The sequence below is a fragment of the Rhizobium sp. LCM 4573 genome, assembly GCF_001854865.1.
Lineage (GTDB): Bacteria > Pseudomonadota > Alphaproteobacteria > Rhizobiales > Rhizobiaceae > Neorhizobium.
This window is the reverse complement of record NZ_MDDW01000026.1, coordinates 329,608-347,298: the sequence shown is the minus strand read 5'-3', so window position 1 is coordinate 347,298 and position 17,691 is coordinate 329,608. Positions and strand designations below refer to the sequence as shown.

General features: G+C 61.2%; 15 protein-coding genes. 9 read left to right on the top strand and 6 right to left on the bottom strand.

The annotated features are described in order from the left end of the window. The first annotated feature begins 549 nt into the window (after nt 1-549). Nucleotides 550-693 (top strand): hypothetical protein, encoded by a 144-nt coding sequence (locus LCM4573_RS28415; RefSeq protein ID WP_206744583.1) that lies wholly within the window; start codon nt 550-552, stop codon nt 691-693. 97 nt (nt 694-790) lie between these two features. Here LCM4573_RS28415 and LCM4573_RS20725 read toward each other — a convergent pair whose 3' ends face one another. From LCM4573_RS20725 to LCM4573_RS20715, 3 genes are read right to left on the bottom strand one after another with little or no spacing between them, the layout of a single operon-like run. Beyond that, a complete protein-coding gene (locus LCM4573_RS20725) occupies nt 791-3,943 on the bottom strand; it encodes an efflux RND transporter permease subunit (protein ID WP_071008253.1) in 3,153 nt (1,050 codons plus the stop codon). A 6-nt stretch (nt 3,944-3,949) separates the two neighbouring features. Continuing rightward, nucleotides 3,950-5,143 (bottom strand): efflux RND transporter periplasmic adaptor subunit, encoded by a 1,194-nt coding sequence (locus tag LCM4573_RS20720; RefSeq protein ID WP_071008252.1) that lies wholly within the window; start codon nt 5,141-5,143, stop codon nt 3,950-3,952. A gap of 24 nt (nt 5,144-5,167) precedes the next feature. Continuing rightward, a complete protein-coding gene (locus tag LCM4573_RS20715) occupies nt 5,168-5,722 on the bottom strand; it encodes a TetR/AcrR family transcriptional regulator (RefSeq protein WP_071008251.1) in 555 nt (184 codons plus the stop codon). 191 nt (nt 5,723-5,913) lie between these two features. Here LCM4573_RS20715 and LCM4573_RS20710 point away from each other — a divergent pair, with 191 nt between their 5' ends. Next, a complete protein-coding gene (locus LCM4573_RS20710; RefSeq protein WP_071008250.1) occupies nt 5,914-6,606 on the top strand; it encodes an alpha/beta fold hydrolase in 693 nt (230 codons plus the stop codon). 451 nt (nt 6,607-7,057) lie between these two features. Here LCM4573_RS20710 and LCM4573_RS27490 read toward each other — a convergent pair whose 3' ends face one another. The 3 genes from LCM4573_RS27490 to LCM4573_RS27965 form a co-directional block, all read right to left on the bottom strand. After that, nucleotides 7,058-7,321: a type II toxin-antitoxin system RelE/ParE family toxin gene (locus LCM4573_RS27490; protein ID WP_116285631.1), complete on the bottom strand. Its 264-nt coding sequence runs from the start codon at nt 7,319-7,321 to the stop codon at nt 7,058-7,060. A gap of 432 nt (nt 7,322-7,753) precedes the next feature. Next, nucleotides 7,754-8,623 carry a 2-dehydro-3-deoxygalactonokinase gene (locus LCM4573_RS20700; RefSeq protein WP_071008249.1) on the bottom strand — a complete coding sequence of 290 codons (870 nt, stop codon included), beginning with the start codon at nt 8,621-8,623 and terminating at the stop codon, nt 7,754-7,756. 14 nt (nt 8,624-8,637) lie between these two features. Then, nucleotides 8,638-9,789 carry a mandelate racemase/muconate lactonizing enzyme family protein gene (locus LCM4573_RS27965; RefSeq protein WP_071008248.1) on the bottom strand — a complete coding sequence of 384 codons (1,152 nt, stop codon included), beginning with the start codon at nt 9,787-9,789 and terminating at the stop codon, nt 8,638-8,640. Nucleotides 9,790-9,932: 143 nt separating this feature from the next. Between LCM4573_RS27965 and LCM4573_RS20690 the strand changes: the two genes are divergently transcribed. The 7 genes from LCM4573_RS20690 (at nt 9,933) to LCM4573_RS20660 (ending at nt 17,690) form a co-directional block, all read left to right on the top strand. Beyond that, entirely contained in the window at nt 9,933-11,657 is a 1,725-nt protein-coding gene (locus LCM4573_RS20690; protein ID WP_198539766.1) for an SMP-30/gluconolactonase/LRE family protein, read from the top strand. 21 nt (nt 11,658-11,678) lie between these two features. Continuing rightward, a complete protein-coding gene (locus LCM4573_RS20685) occupies nt 11,679-12,773 on the top strand; it encodes an ABC transporter ATP-binding protein (protein WP_071008247.1) in 1,095 nt (364 codons plus the stop codon). Beyond that, on the top strand, nt 12,770-13,576 hold the full coding sequence (locus LCM4573_RS20680; RefSeq protein WP_071008246.1) for an SDR family NAD(P)-dependent oxidoreductase: 807 nt from the start codon (nt 12,770-12,772) through the stop codon (nt 13,574-13,576). Before LCM4573_RS20685 ends, LCM4573_RS20680 begins: the two co-directional genes overlap by 4 nt. 82 nt (nt 13,577-13,658) lie before the next feature. Further along, the gene (locus tag LCM4573_RS20675) at nt 13,659-14,936 is read left to right on the top strand and encodes an ABC transporter substrate-binding protein (RefSeq protein ID WP_071008245.1); all 1,278 of its coding nucleotides are present in this window, start codon (nt 13,659-13,661) and stop codon (nt 14,934-14,936) included. A 78-nt stretch (nt 14,937-15,014) separates the two neighbouring features. Then, the gene (locus LCM4573_RS20670) at nt 15,015-15,944 is read left to right on the top strand and encodes a carbohydrate ABC transporter permease (protein ID WP_083347555.1); all 930 of its coding nucleotides are present in this window, start codon (nt 15,015-15,017) and stop codon (nt 15,942-15,944) included. Nucleotide 15,945: 1 nt separating this feature from the next. After that, nucleotides 15,946-16,782: a carbohydrate ABC transporter permease gene (locus LCM4573_RS20665; protein WP_071008244.1), complete on the top strand. Its 837-nt coding sequence runs from the start codon at nt 15,946-15,948 to the stop codon at nt 16,780-16,782. Then, nucleotides 16,779-17,690 carry a dihydrodipicolinate synthase family protein gene (locus tag LCM4573_RS20660; protein ID WP_071008243.1) on the top strand — a complete coding sequence of 304 codons (912 nt, stop codon included), beginning with the start codon at nt 16,779-16,781 and terminating at the stop codon, nt 17,688-17,690. Before LCM4573_RS20665 ends, LCM4573_RS20660 begins: the two co-directional genes overlap by 4 nt. Nucleotide 17,691 lies beyond the last annotated feature (1 nt).

Below are 17,691 nucleotides of genomic sequence, written 5' to 3'. Positions count from 1 at the left end.
CCTTCAAGGAATTTCCTCGAACTGGGCCGAAGGCGTGAAATGGAATTGTCGGTCGCCCTGTTACCCGATCGTCGCTAAGCTTAGATTCGCGATACCGGCGCACCAATCCTTCGATACTGATATCGATCGCCGCTGTCATGAGGCTCAATGGCTTTCCCACAACACTCGATGGTCAACAACATGCCGCCCCCAGGTTTTCCTACGGCGCTCCACCGAGCGCGAGAACTGCCTTACCGGCGGAGGCAGAGCGGCAACAACACGGTGCCGTATTTTCAGGGGGGCGTCCTCAATGCGAAACACCTTTGCCCTTTTTGACTTGCTGCCGTGGCCACGCATGCCAACAAGAGCGATGCCGCGAAGGCCCTCATCGATGCCGGCGCGGACGTGAACGCGAAGAGCAATATCAATGACAGCCCCAACCCTTATTCAGGCGCGCGGGCATCTTGAAATCCTCGAAATAACCATTGCCATGGTGCCGACCTGAAAAGCACCAACCGCTATGGGGGCACGGCGCTGATCCCTGCGGCCGAGCGAAGCCATGTTGAAACGGTGCGCACGCTCATCGCCTTTGGCARGCTGCATCAGCAGATCGTGGAGCTTCTGATCAAGGCCGGGGCGAACGTCAATCTTGCCGACAGGGACGGCGTCATGCCGCTGCAGCATGCACGTCAGCGAGGGGTATCGAGAGATTGAGGAAATCCTTCCCACCGGACGCGCGATAGCAGTTTTCGAACGCTTCCGGTGAGATGGTCGAGGGAGGGTAAGAAGCGGGCGTTGCCGCCCGTCCTGGTTAGGGATGGGCGGCGGTCGATGCGGAAACGGCGGCAGTTTCCGCATCATCGTCTTCGGCCGGGCGCTTCGTCCGCATCACCTTGAGGACGAATACGAAGAAGGCCGGGACGAAGAAGATCGCCAGCACGGTAGCGGAGATCATTCCGCCCAGAACGCCGGTGCCAATCGCGTTCTGGCTCGCGGCACTCGGACCAGTCGCGATCGCCAGCGGAACGACACCGAGCGTGAACGCGAGCGAGGTCATGATGATCGGCCGGAAGCGGACCCTGGCCGCGTCCACGGCCGATTCCAGAAGCGACTTGCCCTCCGCGTAGTAGTCCTTTGCGAACTCCACGATCAGGATAGCGTTCTTCGCCGAGAGGCCAATGATCGCGATCAGACCCACCTTGAAGTAGATATCGTTCGGCATGTCGCGCAGCATGACGGCAAGGACCGATCCTATGACGCCGAGCGGCACGACCAGCATCACGGAAAGCGGGATCGACCAGCTTTCATAGAGACCGGCAAGCAGCAGGAAGATGAAGAGGATACTGAGGCCGAACAGGAACGGCGCCTGGTTGCCCGAGGTGATTTCCTCCAGCGATTGACCGGACCATTCGAAACCGAAACCTTCCGGCAGCTCGGTCGCCAACCTTTCCATTTCGGTAATCGCCGCACCGGAAGATTGACCCGGAGCAGGCGCGCCGGCGATGCGGATGGTCGGATAACCGTTGTAGCCGACGATCTGCGGCGCACCCTTCTGCCATTGTGCAATCGCGAACGAGGAGAGGGGGACCATTCCGCCATTGGCGTTACGCACGTTGATCTTCAGGACATCCTCGATCTGCAGGCGGGCGCGGTCATCGGCTTGCACGATGACGCGCTGCATGCGTCCGGCATTCGGATAGTCGTTGATATACGACGAGCCGAGATTGGCCGTGATCGCGTTGTTGATGTCGGAAAACGAGATGCCGAAAGTGTTGGCCTTCTCGCGGTCGATGACCAACAGGACCTGGGCCGCATCGGGCATGCCCTCGATACGAAGCCCCGTCACCACCTGGCTCTGTCCGGCTTTCGCCATCAGTTCCGCCGCCGCCTTGGCGAGCGCCGCCTGGCCCTGGCCGCCACGGTCCTGAAGACGGAACGAGAAGCCGCCGGTCGTTCCGAAGCCCTCGATCGGAGGCGGCGACAATGCGAACGTAGTTGCATCCTTCAAGCCGAAAAGCTTCATATTCGTGCGGTCGGCGATCTCCTGGACGGAGTTTCCTTCGCCGCGTTCGGCCCAATCCTTCAGCGTCACGAAGGCGAGAGCGGCGTTCGCACCGTTGCCCGAGAAGCTGAAGCCCTGGATCGCCACGACGTTTTCGACGGCAGGTTCGGCCTTGAAGATCGCCTCGATCTGCTTGATGGACTCGATCGTGCGGTTCGCGCTTGCTTCCGGCGGTCCCTGGATATCGACGATCAGGAAGCCCTGGTCCTCATCGGGCACGAAGGCGGATGGAAGATTCACGAAGAGGTAGCCGAGACCGATGACGAGCGCGAGATAGACGACCATCATCCGACCCGCCCGGCGCGCCATGCCCGTGACCGACTTCGAATAGCCTGATGTCAGCCGGTCGAAGCTGCGGTTGAACCAGCCGCCGATGCCCTTCTTCTCGTGATGGCCATGCTTGATCGGCTTCAGGAAGGTGGCGCACAGCGCGGGCGTCAGGGACAGGGCCAAGAAGGCCGAGAACAGGATCGAAGCGACCATTGTCAGCGAGAACTGCCGATAGATGATGCCGGTCGAGCCCGGGAAAAACGCCATCGGGATGAAGACGCATGACAGCACGAGCGTGATGCCAAGGATCGCGCCCGTGATCTGGCCCATTGCCTTTTTCGTGGCGGCCTTCGGAGACAGGCCCTCCTCGGCCATGATGCGCTCGACATTCTCCACGACGACGATCGCGTCATCTACGAGAATGCCGATCGCCAGCACCATGGCGAACATGGTGAGCACGTTGATCGAGAAACCGGTCGCATACATGACGGCACATGTGCCCAAGAGCGCGACGGGAACCACGAGGGTCGGGATCACCGTGTAGCGGAAGTTCTGCAGGAAGATGAACATCACCACGAAGACGAGGACGACGGCCTCGATCAGCGTGTGGATCACCTTCTCAATGGATGCCGAAACGAACGGGCTCGTGTCGTAGGGGACGGAGTATTCCACACCGGAAGGGAAAAACCTCTTCAGCTCCTCCATCTTGGCCTGCACCGCCTCCGAGACGGCGACGGCATTTCCCGTGGAGGAGAGCTGGATGGCGACGGCCGCGCTCGGCTGCCCGTTCAGACGCGTGGTGAAGTTGTAGGATTCCGAACCTTCCTCAATGCGGGCGACATCCCTCAGCCGCACGGTGGAGCCGTCCGGATTGGCGCGAAGGATAATATCTCCGAACTGCTCGACCGTGGTCAACTGACCCTGGACGAGCACGGTGGCGGTGAGATCCTGTGAGATGGGATTGGGTCTGGCGCCGATCTGGCCGGCGGCCACCTGGGCGTTCTGGGCGGAGATTGCTGCGCTGATGTCTTCCGAAGTCAGGTTGAGACCGACCATCTTGTCGGGATCGATCCAGACGCGCAGCGCCCGCTGGCTTGCAAAGAGCTGCGCCCGACCGACGCCGTGGAGCCGGCGAATTTCGCCGATGATGTTGCGGTTGATATAGTCACCAAGTGCCACCTCGTCGCGGCTGCCGTCGGTCGAGGTCAGCGATACGATCATGAGAAAGCCGGAACTGGCCTCTTCGACGTTGATGCCCTGGGTGCGCACGGTGGCCGGCAGACGAGCCTCGACGCGACGGATCGCGTTCTGTACGTCCACCGAAGCCTGATCGATATTCGTGCCGGCCCGGAAGGTCGCGTTGATGCTGACCGAGCCGGAATTGTCCGATGTGGACTCGAAATACATGAGCCCTTCGACGCCGTTCAGCTCTTCCTCGATCTGGCGGGTGACCCCCTGATAGATTTCCTGGGGCGAGGCGCCGGGATAGGACGTCGAGATGGTGAGCTGGGGCGGCGCGACCTTCGGGTACTGCGCGATCGGCAGGAACGGGATCGCAATCACTCCGGCAATCGAAATGAACAGCGCGAAAACCCAGGCCAGGATCGGCCTGCGGATGAACATTTGTGCCATGTGATCTTACTCCGAAGCCTGGCCGGAAGCGGCTTCCCAGTTGCTGTTCGGGGCGCTCGAGGGCTGCCACGGTTCAGGTACGACCTTGCTTCCCGGCTGAACCTTCTGCACCCCGTCCGCGACGACCTTTTCGCCACTGTTAAGGCCCGACTCGACGATCCATTCGGAACCCAGTGACTGGCCGAGCGTCACATTGCGAATCTCGGCTGTGTCCCCTTCGCCCACCACATAGACCTGCGCTTGCCCCGTCTCGTTTCGCACCACGGCGCGCTGCGGGACGGTCAGTGCATCCTGGCGGACCGCCTGTTCGATCCGCACCCGCACATACATGCCCGGAAGAAGCTCGCCGTTCCTGTTCGGGAACTCGGCTCTCAAGGTCACCTGCCCGGTATTGGGATCGACGTTGGCGCTGGCGAACAACAGCCGGCCCGGCTCCTGGTAGACGGAACCGTCGTCGAAGACGAGCTCCACGCGCGCCTCTCCCGGTACAGTGCTGGCAAGCTTGCCAGAGGAGACTGCCCGCTTGAGATCCAGAAGCTGCTGCGCCGATTGCGTGAAGTCGGCATAGACGGGATCGACCTGCTGGATCAGCGCGAGGTTGGACGTGCCGTCGGCGGTGACCAGCGCGCCCTCGGTGACGAGCGCCCCGCCGATGACGCCGGTGATCGGCGCACGCACTTCCGTGTAATCGAGGTTGATCTTGGCTTCATCCAGGGCAGCCTCGGCGAGCGCGACGTCGGCATCTGCCTGCGCGAGGGCGACGGCCGCGGTGTCGAACTCGATCCCGGTGGCGACATTGCGCTCCCTGAGCGTCCGCTGGCGCTCCAGCTGTTGCCGGGCGTTCGCCTGCGTCGCCTTGGCGCGCTGCAGGGAAGCCTCCGCGCTTGCGACCCGGACCCTGAAGAGTCGAGGATCGATGCGATAGAGGACATCGCCTTCTTTCACGAGCGCGCCCTGCTCGAAGACCCGCTCCTGCAGGATGCCGGAAACCCGCGCCCGGACCTCGGAAACGCGGGTGGCCGCGATCCTACCCGGCAGCTCGTTGATGACCGGTACGGGGTGGGCTTTGAGTTCGAAGACGCCGACGACGGGCGGCGGCATATCTCCCCACTGCGCCATGGCCGGAGCCGAAATGAGGGAAAGGGCGAGGGTGGCTGCCAGCAACGCCTTGCTACGTGGCTGTCCGGTAATGCTGAACATGGTCTTGTCCTAATGGAGAGGAGATCAGGTTTCTGAAAAGGAGGTGTAAATATTGCGGATGCTGTCGAGGATTCCCTGACGTTCCGCTTCGGGCCAATTATGGAGGCCAAACAGTTCCGTACAGTAGAATCCGGATAACGCGAGATAGGCCATGAGCGCGGCCCGTGGGCGCGCACCGGCCGCCATCGCGGCGAGGTCCCTCGCAATCCAATCACGCATGATCTTCTGGAGGCCCTTCTCGCTGGACATCGAGGCGGTGATAGCCATCGCGACGGCGCGCTCCGTCTCGTCGAATGCACTCTCCGCCGAGGCGATCCTGCCGAAAAGCTCCGGGTGAGGCGTGTGCGCGCTCTCTGCCACGCAGCTTTCAAGATGGGCCAGGTCCGATTGAACGTGCCGATCGATGAGCGCCTCCAGGAGCGCACTCTTGCTCTTGTGATCGTAGACGACCCTTGATTTGCTGACGCCGRCTTCCTTTGCGACCGCGTCGATCGAAAGCCCTGCCGCGCCGAGCTTGACGACGACGCGTTCGGCGGCGTCGAGGATATCGTCATCAGTGATCTTGCGAACTCTGGTCAATGGGCATTTTCCCGAAAGGTAACCCGCATTAAAATATGAACGTTCGTTCTTTTTTGCAAGTACTTTTTGCGGCTGCGAAGAGCGTTCTGCGTCGGGCCGCCTGTTCCCCTGACCGAAGGCGTTGACCGGAGATGGGCAGAGATGTCAGGTGATTTCAGCTCCGGGGCAATGAAACTGGAAAGGCATTTGAAATGGCGATGGTTCTGGTTCCCGGCTTCATGCTTGATGCCGATCTCTGGCGGGATATGGAACCGCAACTGGCTCGCTTCGGCCCGATCGGCCATGCCGACCTCACAAGAGACGGCACGTTCATCAAGATGGCCGAGCGCGCGCTTGCCGGCGCGCCGCCCACCTTTGTGCTCGTCGGTTTCTCGATGGGAGGCTATGTCGCACGAGAGATCGTCAGGCAGGCCGCGGATCGCGTCAGCGCCTTGATCCTCATCGCCACTTCCGCCCGCGGCGACAACGAGGTACAGGCCAAGCGCAAGGCGGCAATCGAGGCGCAGATGAATGTCGCCGCATTCCGAGGGCTGAGCGCTGCGGCTGTCGCCTCTTCCCTCCATCCGGACAATACGGGACGGGCGGATCTCATCGCTCGTATTCAGGCAATGGGGCAGCGGTTGGGAGGCGAAGTGTTTCGCCGGCAGTCCCTCCTCGACCGTAAAGACGAGCGGGAGGAGTTGAGCGCCATTCGTTGCCCGACGCTAGTCATCGCCGGAGACCAGGACAAGCTCAGGTCCCGCGACGAATCCCTGGAAATTCACCGCGGCGTCAAGGGCTCGGCCTTCGAAGTCATAGGGAATACGGGGCACATGATTCCGCTTGAAGCACCCGAAAGCCTGGCCTCGACGATCGGCGAATGGCTTGATCACCAAGGCAAGTAGGCATTATTTTGAGAATGATTGGAGAGCTTTGGCTTAGCTTTGAGCGGACTTTACGTCGCTTGAGTAGGCAGCGTTCGCCGTTGTCGGCGGGAGACGCACAATAAATGGGAGCGGGCTCAGGCTTCTGCGACGGGTTCACATTGCTAAGACTGAGTGCAGGGCGCAGTCCGCCCCCCCGATGCTCCTTTTGGCCAGCACGCTCGGACCGTAGATGTTAAGCGCGGATCGCCTGCGCCACTGTATCGGGGGCTTTTTCGATCACCTTCAGCAGCACCATYGCGGCGCGATCCGGTTGGCGGCGTTTCTGCTCCCAATCCTTGCGGGAAGGCCATACCTCTTTGCAAACGCTGCCTGCGAAAGTTTCTGGCCCCTGCGAATGGCAGCAACGTCGATGGTTTCAGGAATGAAAACAGCGGCTGGTTCTGCGCGACCCTCTGCGATTGCCAGTGCCTCATTTGCGCTCTGGATAAGCTCTTTTCCAAAAATCATGCCTTATCCTTCTCTGTCTATAGGCATCAGCCAGCGTGGGAAGGATGCGGGCCAATTCGTTCCGTTCCGCTTTCGAGATATTGCCCTTCTCGTTCTTCCCGTATATTGCGAGGGCAAAGACGGGAATATCTCCGCCCCAAAAATAGTGAATGGTGCGGAATCCTCCACTTTTTCCCTGTCCATCACGGGCGTGACGCAGCTTACGCGCCCCGCCCGTACCAGCCATCAGCGCCCCGCCTCGGGGTCAGCCGCGATCACCGCAACAATCTCTTGAAGCCCTTCGTCGGATAGGTCACACCGCTTGGCCTGCATAGGATGAAATGTACGGCATTGCCGTATATTTGCTAATCGGATTCAATGCCTGTTCTTCAACTTGGCCAAAATCGCAGCTTCAAGTCGACAGGGGCCAATCAAGGCTCCGCTCCCATCTATCCGAAAGTCGGAGAGGAAACGGGCAAGGCTCACGCAGGGCCCCTCGGCATAGGCCTTCCGCAGTGCATTGCTGAGTTTTGCCACGGTGTTTTCTCCTCTGATTCGCCCAAGGTCTTCCCGTCCCGCAAGGAGCAGGAGCCGCCCTCCTGCTCCCGAGCTCGTGCGGAACAGCGGGAAAGAGAAATCATTGCCGAGCCAAAGCTCGACCTGWAATACCTCCGCCGCATCAATAGGCCGCCACTTTTCTAAAGCCTGCGGCAAGGTCCGGAATCAACACCCGGCTTTCCGATCCGAACAAGCTGAGTGCCGTCTCGTATTTTCGAGCGAGCGGCGAATGGTTGACAATGTTGATCGGGCGACTTTCCTGGCCGCAAACCGCCTCGAGTATTTCCGCGCCGATCATCAGGCCGGTCAAATAGTCGGAGATTTCTGATGGCTTCAACAGGTCGAACAGGACGAGACTGCGGGCCGAGAAGAGGCGCGCAAGAATGCGGCCGGGCAGGACGCCTTCGTCATAGGCAGCGAGAACGCCGCGGTGGAAGGCTTGTGGCTGTTCCTCATAGGTTTCGGGTATGAGCCGGGAAACGAGCGAATTCTTTTTCAGGAGGTTGAGAATCTCGCCCGACATATAGGTGGTGATGCCGATGATGCGGCCATCCTGCATCCTCACCCATTTCGCGTGCGGACCCGGCAACACGAACAAGCCGTCGGTTTCGGTGAGCCCGAAGAGCGACATCTCCTCGCCGCGCATGACATCGGGCAGTGGCTGCGTCTGCGCTATTCCCGGAAGGAAAAGCAAGGGCGGCAGGCCGGCGACGTGATGCGTTATTGCGTTGGTCGCGAGGTCGGAAGCGCTGGCCGGCGTCGGGACAAAGGGGCTCTCGATCCAGCCGTTGCGGCTGGTAATCATGCCTGAAAGGAAGATCCGGCCGGCTTTGTCCAACCAGTCGCCGAGCTCCTCGCGAAGCGTCGCCTCGAAGGCGCGGTCGGGAACGCTCACCGTGCCGCGATCACTTCGGCATTCTCCGAGCACTTTATCATGCTCCATCAGGAGCGCGCGGAAGGCGGCGGACGTCCACTCAATGGCGATATACATGGGATTTCCTCGCATCAATATGCCGGCTTGACCGGGAACCAGTCCCTGCGCTCGCTGTCGAGATAGGCTCCGGCAATGCCGGCGACGCGGCATTTTTCGAGCTGTTCGATATTGACCTCGACGCCRAGCCCTGGTTCTTCCGGCACCTTGAAGCGCCCCTCCTTCAAAACCGGTGGACCGGGAGAAATATCGCCGCCGAGATAAGCGCGCTCGGTATCGATGGCGATCGACATGTTGGGAAGGGATGCGGCGAGGTGGATGTAGGCCGATTGCGAAAGGGCTAGTTCCGCGCCCGAATGCAGCGTGACGGGTATGCCGATCGCCTCACAGATCGCTGCCGCCTTGATCGTCTGCCAAAGCCCGCCAGCCTCATGTGGGTCGAGAAGCACGACGTCCGCCGCATTGGTGCGAACGATATTGCCGACATCGGAAAGCGTATAGGCGCTTTCGTCGAGCGCGATCGGCGCGCAAGACCTGGCGACCAGAGCGGCATGGCCGGCGAGATCGTCCAGTTCCAGCGGTTGCTCCACATAGGCGGGATCGAAGGCTTTCAGTTTCTCGAGTTGACGCTTGGCGGTCGCGAGGTTCCAGGCTCCGTTCACATCAAGGCGCAACGGATGCTCACCAATCACCTTGCGGGAAGCTTCCGCCAGCGTGATGTCGCTTTTCTCACCGAAGCCGATCTTCACCTTGAAAGTGGTGTAGCCGAGATCGAGAAAGCGCTTCAGTCGCTCCGATAGGCCTTGCGGATCGTTGGTGAAGAGGTAGGCGGCCGCCTCCACGTCTTTTCGCCAGCGTCCGCCCCAAAGTGCGTAAAGTGGCAGGCCCGCCTGCTTGCCGAGCGCATCCCACATCGCCATTTCCATGGCGCAGATCGCCATCACGGCCGCGCGCTTGTGATGATAAAAGCCGGCGCCCAGCACATGCCGGTGGAAGCGTTCGGCATCCGCGATCCGATAGCCGATCGCCAGCGGCGCCACGATATCCGCGAATACGGCCGGCACGTTGGCAATCAGCGAAATCGTCTCGCCCCAGCCGACAATACCTCCATCCGTCTCGATCCTGCAGACCAACCGCGTCGTGCCGATCCGTCGCCCCGAACCCCATAGAATGTCTTCCGTAAAGGGCATGCGGACCAGCCAATGGTCTACCTTCGTAATACGCAAGATATCTCCTCCCTCACGCTTGCCAAAGCCTTCCGTCAAGGCTTCACTGTTGACATGGAACTTAGTTCCAAGATATGTCTCTTGGCAAGAGTGAGGCGGCATGCTGTGGGAGCGGCAGGAAATATCGCCGTCTGGGAGAGGTCATGGCCAAGGTGCAATTCGAGGCAGTCGAAAAGGATATTGCGAACGACACGCATGGCGTGCCGGGCGTCCAGGCGCTGACGCGCGGGATCCAGATCGTCGACGCGGTGGCGGCCGAGCCCCGCGGCCTGCGATTCACCGAACTTCTCGACCAGACCCAACTTCCCAAGGGCACTCTGCATCGCCTGCTTCAGGCGCTTCTGGACGAACGGCTGCTCGCCTTCGATGGCCGCGATCAGGTCTACCGGCTGGCGCCGCGGCTGTTCCAGTGGGCACACAAGGTCTGGGACAATTTCGACCTGCGCGGTGCGGCCGAGCCGGAACTCGAACGGCTGAGGGATCTGACCGGCGAGGCGATCCGTCTCGGCGTGCTCGACGGCAACAGCGTGCTCTACATAGACCAGCGCGAGGTTCCCCAGCCCCTTCGCCTCAACAATGGCGTCGGCTCGCGGGCGGTGCCTCATGCAAGCGGGCTCGGCAAGGCGATCCTCGCCCACCTGCCGCTCGAAAAACGTCGTGCGCTGCTCGACGGTATCGAGCTTGAGCGCCTGACGCCCAACACCATCGTCAATGTGGATGAACTGACGCGGCAGCTCGACCTGACCAAGGCCCGCGGTTACGCCGTTTCGATCGACGAACAGCATATCGGTATTTCCTCGGTCGCTGCACCGGTCCTCAACCATCGCGGCGAGCCGATCGGCGCGATCGGCATTATCGGCCCGTCCTTCCGGCTGCCGGTGGATCGCCTGCACGCCTTCGGYCGCGACGTGATCGAAGCGGCGCGCCGTACATCCGGCAATTTTGGAGAATTTGCCATGTCGCTTGCCGTCAAGCCGCGTCCGCTGGGCCCGGATCGCGCCGATGTTCGTTGCGTCATTCCGGCAAGCGCCTTTCTGGGTGAGGGGCCGCACTGGTCGCCGGAACACAGCAAGCTCTATTTCGTCGATATCCTGGCGCCGGCCGTGCACACGGGTGATCCCGTCAAGGGCACCTATAGCTCCATGCAGGTGCCGGAACTCATCGGCTTCGTGGTTCCCAGAAGCCGCGGCGGCTTCGTGGCCGCCATGCATGGCGAGATCCGCGGGCTCGATCTGGCGACCGGCGAAATCACCACGATCGCCCGACCGGAGGCCGATCGTCCCGGAAACCGATTCAACGACGGCAAGTGCGATCGTCGCGGAAGGCTATGGGCCGGAACGCTCGCCATCGATACCTCGCCGGACCAGGGCCGGCTCTGGCGGCTCGATCCGGATGGGCGTGCCCGTGAGATGGATCGCGGCTTCCATGTGTCGAACGGCCTCGGCTGGAGCCCGGACGACAGGACCTTCTATTTCACTGATACCGCTAGGCAGACGATCTATGCCTACGATTTCGATCTGGAAAGCGGCGAGATCGCCAACCGACGCCCCTTCATCGTGGTGCCGGAAGAGGAGGGCAAGCCGGACGGACTGACGGTTGATGCCGAAGGCTTCGTCTGGGTAGCCCATTGGGACGGCTGGTGCGTCACCCGCTACGATCCCGAAGGCAAAGTGGAGCGCGTCGTGCACCTGCCGGTGCCGCGCCCGACGAGCTGTGTCTTCGGCGGAGCCGACATGCAGACCCTGTTCGTGACATCCGCGCGCATCCGGCTGTCGGCAGCCCAGCTTGCCGAGGCACCACTTTCCGGCAGCGTGTTTGCCATCGATACCGGCATCAAGGGGCAGCCCGCGCAGATGTTTGCGGGTTGATAAGGATCGGGAGGAGGAGCCATGGCCAAGCTTGAACTGAAAAACATCCGCAAATCCTTCGGCTCCGTCGATGTGCTCAAGGGTATCGACCTGATGGTGGAGGATGGCGAATTCGTCGCCTTTGTCGGTCCGTCGGGTTGTGGGAAATCCACGCTGCTGCGGCTCATCTGCGGGCTGGACGAAATTACCTCCGGCCAGATGGCGATCGACGGCGAATTGGTCAACGACGTACCGCCGGCCAAGCGCGGCATCGCAATGGTCTTCCAGTCCTATGCGCTTTATCCGCATATGACGGTGGCGGAAAACATGGGCTATGCGTTGAGGCTTGCCGGCACGCCGAAGCAGGAGATTGCCGCGCGGGTCGAAAAGGCGGCCCAGAAGCTGCGCATCGATGCCTATCTGGAGCGCAAGCCGCGCCAGCTTTCCGGCGGTCAGCGCCAGCGCGTGGCGATCGGCCGAGCGATCGTACGCGAACCGCGTATCTTCCTGTTCGATGAGCCGCTCTCCAACCTCGACGCAGCACTCAGGGTCGAGATGCGCATCGAGATCGCCCGGATGAAGGAGACGCTCGGCACGACGATGATCTACGTCACCCATGACCAGATCGAGGCCATGACGCTCGCCGACAAGATCGTTGTGCTGAATGCCGGTCGCGTCGAACAGGTCGGTTCGCCGCTCGACCTTTACAACAAGCCCGTAAACCGCTTCGTGGCGGGCTTCATCGGCAGCCCGAAGATGAACTTCCTGAAACTTGGGCCGAAAAAGGGTGAAGGCGTCTTTGCGGTGCCGGGCGGCGAGGTGAGGTTGCCGCGCAATCTTTCCTCCCTGCCGGCGGAAATCGGCATCCGCCCGGAGCATGTGGAGCTCGTCAATCGCGGCGCTCCGGATTCGCTTGCCGGTACGGTAACGATCACCGAACATCTCGGTAGCGATACCTATGCCTATGTGGCGCTGGATGGTTCCGACGAGATGTTCGTCGTGCGGCTTTCCGGGGACCGCGCCGTCAAGCGCAACGAGCCGATCGGCGTGCATGTCGATCCTGCCATGCTCCACGTATTTTCCGCCGAAGGGCAGTCTATTGCGTCCGCAAAACCGGTTGCGCTGGAGGCAGCATGACCATCCACCCGGAGCTCATCGAGAAAGTCCATGTCGAGGCGGCGCGCTACCCAAGCCTCAAGGGCAAGGGCGTGCTGATCACCGGTGGCGGTTCCGGCATCGGGGCCTCGCTGGTCGAGCATTTCTGCGCTCAGGGCTGCAAGGTGGGCTTTCTTGAACTCAACGCAAATGTCGCTGACGAAACGGCCGAAACGGTCGCAAAGAAGACCGGCAATCGGCCCTTCTATCGTGCCGTCGATCTCCGCGATATCGGCGCCCTGCGCGCCGGCATTGCCGCACTTCAATCCGAGATCGGGCCGGTCCGCGTCCTCATCAACAATGCCGGCAATGACGATCGCAGGCCACTGGAAGAGGTGACGCCGGAATATTGGGATGAGCGGTTCCAGACCAACCTGCGTCACCAGTTCTTCGCCGCGCAGGCCATTACTGGCGACATGACGGAGACCGGTGGTGGATCGATCATCAACATGGGATCGATCTCCTGGATGCGCGGCGCGGCGGGCCTGATCTTCTACACGACCGCGAAATCGGCCGTCATGGGCATGACCAAGTCGCTGGCCCGAGAGCTTGGCGAGCGCAACATCCGCGTCAATTCCATCGCGCCCGGCTGGGTGCTGACGGAGCGCCAGGTGGAGCGCGCCAAACGCGTCTATCAGGGAAAATTTTCCGAATACCTCGAGGCCCAGTGCCTCAAGGAGCATCTGCTGCCGCCCGATATCGCCCGAATGGCCCTGTTTCTCGCGGCAGACGATTCCCGTCTCATCACCGCTCAGACGTTCATTGTCGATGGAGGGGTGGTTTAGGATCGGGCGGACATCGGTACTCGGCCTGCGATCTTTTAGAGGTTGAAACAGAGTTTCATCATCGTTTCAGTGGGAGGAAGGAATGAACGCAATTCGCAAACTGCTTGGTGCTACCGTCATTCTCGGTGTCGCCATCTCCGGTGCGGCCCATGCGGCCGATACCAGCTTCATGGGCTATAGCTATGCCGAGGAATCGGCAAAGCCTTCGGTCGAAAAAATCCTCAAGGGCTTTACGGAAAAGACCAAGCTGTCGGTGGAGCCGATCGGTTCGGCCTGGGGCGACATGCAGAAGAACCTGTTCCTGCGTGCCCGCTCCAAGACGCTGCCGGACGTCGTGCAGATTTCCGAGCGCTGGCTGCCGACCTTCAGCAATCTGCCGGGTCTGGTCGATTACAACGAGGTGTTAGGCAAGGAATATCTGGCCAAGACCTATGCGCCCGATGCGCTCGCCATGGGCCAGATTGACGGCAAGCAACTGGCGCTGCCGCTGATGTCCGGTTCGATCGGCATGGTCGCCAATACGGGCGTCCTCAAGAATGCCGGCATCGACAAGGTTCCGGCAACAATCGAGGAATTCCAGGCTGCACTCGCTGCCGTGCGGGACAAGGTTCCCAATTCCGTTCCCTATGCGATGGCAACCAAGAGCCCGAATTCCATCCTGCTCGACTTCATGATCTGGAACTGGACCTTCGGAGGCCATATCATCGACGCCAAGGGCAAGGTCGTCGTCGACTCCGATGCGGGCCGCAAGGCGCTCGCCTTCATGGTCGGTCTGATGAAGGACCGGCTTTCGGCGCCGGAGATCGATCGTCCGGATGCCCGTCGCCTGATGGGTCAGAACGCGGCTGCCTTCTATATCGACGCGCCGCAGTCTCGGGCCTTCCTGCGCAGCTTCTCCGGTCAGGGCAAGGATTTCGACAAGAACGTGCAGCCGATGGGCGTGCCGGTTCAAAATGCCGGCGACGAGCCCAAGTCGATCCAGTGGGGCCATATGATCATCTCCTTTGCCCAGAGCGATCCGGCGAACAAGGATGATGCCAATATGCAGTTCGTCGCCTATCTGGCCGATAATGCCGTGCAGACGCAGTTCCCGGTTGAGCAGAGCGCTTTGCCCGGTACCGTCGAGGCCCGCCAGGCTCCCGGCATTGTCGACGATCCCTACTTGAGCGACTGGGCGAAGTTCAACAAGTCACCGGTCATGAACGAGGTCGGCATTTGGCCGGATGGCGCCGAACTTACCCAGATCCTCGGCGAGGAGGTACAGGCGGCGCTCCTCGACCAGAAATCGGCTGATGATGCCATTGCCTCCATGGGCAAGCGGATGGCGGCAGTCATGAGCAAGGCAGGCTACAGCCAGTAAGCCAAGCTCACCCGATGCCGCGCCCCAACCCGCGGCATCGGTCAATCGAAATTCCAACCTTGGCAGGCGACTGATCCCATGGCGAATATAGAGATGACAGGCGGCTTCCGGGTGTCTCCCCAGGCACGCCGCGGCGGGCTGAAGGGCGTTGAACGGCGTGTCGGCATGCTGATGCTGCTGCCGGCACTGGCCGCGTTCTCGATCGTTATCGTATATCCCTTCGCGCAGGCGCTCGGCCTGTCGCTGTTCGAATATACGCTGCAGAATTTCGAGCCGACCTTTATCGGGTTCGATAACTTCCGCACCATCATGTCGAGCCCCGAAGTGCTCGACAGCTTCATCGTCACGGTGATCTATGTCGGTTGCGCCACGGCCGGCACGGTGGTCCTTGGTCTTGGCTGGGCGCTGATCCTCAATCAGCCCTTTCGCGGGCGCGGCGCGATCCGATCGCTTTCGCTTCTGCCCTGGGTGGTGCCAAGCACGGTCAGCGCTTTCATCTGGGGCTGGATCTTCAACAGCCGCTACGGCGTTCTCAATGCCCTGCTTCTGGAAATGAATTTGATCGACGTGCCGCAGGCCTGGCTTTCGACGCCCAATGGCGCGCTGGCGGCCGTCGTGCTGACCCGCATCTGGCGTTCGATCCCGCTGTTCATGGCCTTCTTCCTGGCGGGTCTGCAGAATCTCGACCGGGAGCAGATCGACGCCGCGCGCGTCGATGGCGCCGGCAACTTCGCCATCCTGCGCGATCATATCATTCCGCATCTTCGCCCGGTCCTGCTGGTCGTGGTCGTGCTGGGAGTTATCGGCGGCCTGCAGGATTTCGATACGATCTTCGCGCTGACGGGTGGCGGCCCGGTTCGGGCGACATCCGTCCTGTCGATCGAGGTTTATCGCCGCGCCTTCGAACAATGGGATATCGGCATGGCCTCGGCCATCGGCGTGCTTTGGGTCGCGACGCTCCTGCCVCCCGCCTACTTCTATCTCCGCATGCTGGTAAAGGGGCGCTGAGATGTTCGATCTTTCCAGCCGCACCGCAAAGGTCGTTTTCTTCGGAACGATGTGCCTGATCGGCTTCTACATGTTCTTTCCGCTCTACTGGATGATCACGTCCTCCTTGAAGGACAATGCCGAACTCTATCGCGTGGTGCCGACGCTCTATCCGCATGAGATCACGCTCAAGAACTACTGGACGGCGATTTCGGAGAGCAAGCTTCTGACCTATCTCACCAACAGCCTGATCACCTCCGGGTCGAGCGCGCTGCTGAACACGATACTGGCCGTCTATGCCGGCTTCAGCTTCGCCAAATATCGCTATTTCGGGCGCCAGCCGGTCATGCTGTTCATGCTGTCGGCGCAGATGTTCCCCTTCGGCCTGCTCCTGATCAGCCTCTACCCGCTGATGACGGAAGTCGGCCTCCTGGATACGCGTCCAGGGCTTATCCTGAGCTATATCGTCTTCGCTCTGCCGGTCGCGACCTACATGCTCTACAGCTATTTCAGTCAGGTTCCGGACGAGCTGATCGATGCCGCGCGTGCCGATGGCGCATCGGATTTCCGGATTTTCCACACGATCGTCATACCGATCTCCATCCCGCCGATCGTGACCGTGTTCCTTTATTCCTTCATGTGGTCCTGGAACGATCTTCTCTATTCGATGACCGTCATCGTCTCGGACGAAAAGCGCACGATCGGGCCGGGGCTTCTTCTGACCTATCTCAACGAACTCAATGCCGACTGGGGCGGCGCGATGGCGGCTTCTCTGCTCGTCTCGGCGCCGATCGTTGCGGCCTTCATGTTTCTCCAACGTTACTTCATTCAGGGCGTCACCGCCGGAGCCGTCAAATGACCAGAACCTTAGCAGGAGCCTTTCCCGTTCTTCCCACGCCATTCCGCGACGATGGCTCGATCGATGAGGTCGACTTTCTGTCGATCATAGACTTTGCGCTGGAAAGCAAGGTGGACGGCGTCGTCTATCCGGGTGTGGCGAGCGAGGTCGATACGCTCACACCGGAGGAACGCAAGCGTCAGGTCGAACTTCTGGCGGAACGGATCGGCGGTCGCATTCCGATCATTATCGGCGCCAGCGATCCGGACCCGAAGGCGGCGRCCAAACATGTTGCACAGGCGGCCGAGATCGGGGCAGGGGCCGCCATGGTGATGGCGCCATTGTCGCTGGGCAACGACATTGTCGCGCAGACAGCCTATTTCCGGCAAGTCGCAGCCAATGCCGGCGTGCCGATCATGCTGCAGAACCAGCCGAAGCCGATCGGTGCGGGCCTGACCCCGGAGGAAGTGGCGGCGGTTGCTAATGCGGTGCCGGAAATTCGCTACGTCAAGGAAGAGACCGCTCCCTGCGGACAGCATCTGACGCGCATCAAGGCAGCCGCCAACGGCTCGATCGAGGCGATCTTCGGCGGTGCAGGCGGGCGCTACGTGACAGACGAGCTGGCGCGCGGCGCGGCCGGTACCATGCCGGCCGCCGAACTTGCCGATATCCATGCGCAGATGATCCATGCCTGGCAGAAGGGTGATGTCGCCACCACGCGCAGGCTCTACAACGTTTCGCTGCCGCTCCTGAACTTCCAGGCGATCTTCCGCATGCACATGACGAAGGAGGTGCTGCGCCGCCGTGGCGTCATCAAAAACACCTTCGTGCGCGGCAAGGGCCCGAAATTCGACGAGGGTGACAGCAAGGAACTGGCGCTTCTCCTCGCCGAAGCTGATCTTCCCTATACGAACCACAAGCCGAATTGAC

Coding starts and splice junctions, on each gene's coding strand:
- LCM4573_RS20725 (WP_071008253.1), bottom strand. CDS start 3,943: ATGGCACAAATGTTCATCCGCAGGCCGATCCTGGCCTGGGTTTTCGCG.
- LCM4573_RS20720 (WP_071008252.1), bottom strand. CDS start 5,143: ATGTTCAGCATTACCGGACAGCCACGTAGCAAGGCGTTGCTGGCAGCC.
- LCM4573_RS20710 (WP_071008250.1), top strand. CDS start 5,914: ATGGCGATGGTTCTGGTTCCCGGCTTCATGCTTGATGCCGATCTCTGG.
- LCM4573_RS27490 (WP_116285631.1), bottom strand. CDS start 7,321: ATGGCTGGTACGGGCGGGGCGCGTAAGCTGCGTCACGCCCGTGATGGA.
- LCM4573_RS20700 (WP_071008249.1), bottom strand. CDS start 8,623: ATGTATATCGCCATTGAGTGGACGTCCGCCGCCTTCCGCGCGCTCCTG.
- LCM4573_RS20685 (WP_071008247.1), top strand. CDS start 11,679: ATGGCCAAGCTTGAACTGAAAAACATCCGCAAATCCTTCGGCTCCGTC.
- LCM4573_RS20680 (WP_071008246.1), top strand. CDS start 12,770: ATGACCATCCACCCGGAGCTCATCGAGAAAGTCCATGTCGAGGCGGCG.
- LCM4573_RS20675 (WP_071008245.1), top strand. CDS start 13,659: ATGAACGCAATTCGCAAACTGCTTGGTGCTACCGTCATTCTCGGTGTC.
- LCM4573_RS20665 (WP_071008244.1), top strand. CDS start 15,946: ATGTTCGATCTTTCCAGCCGCACCGCAAAGGTCGTTTTCTTCGGAACG.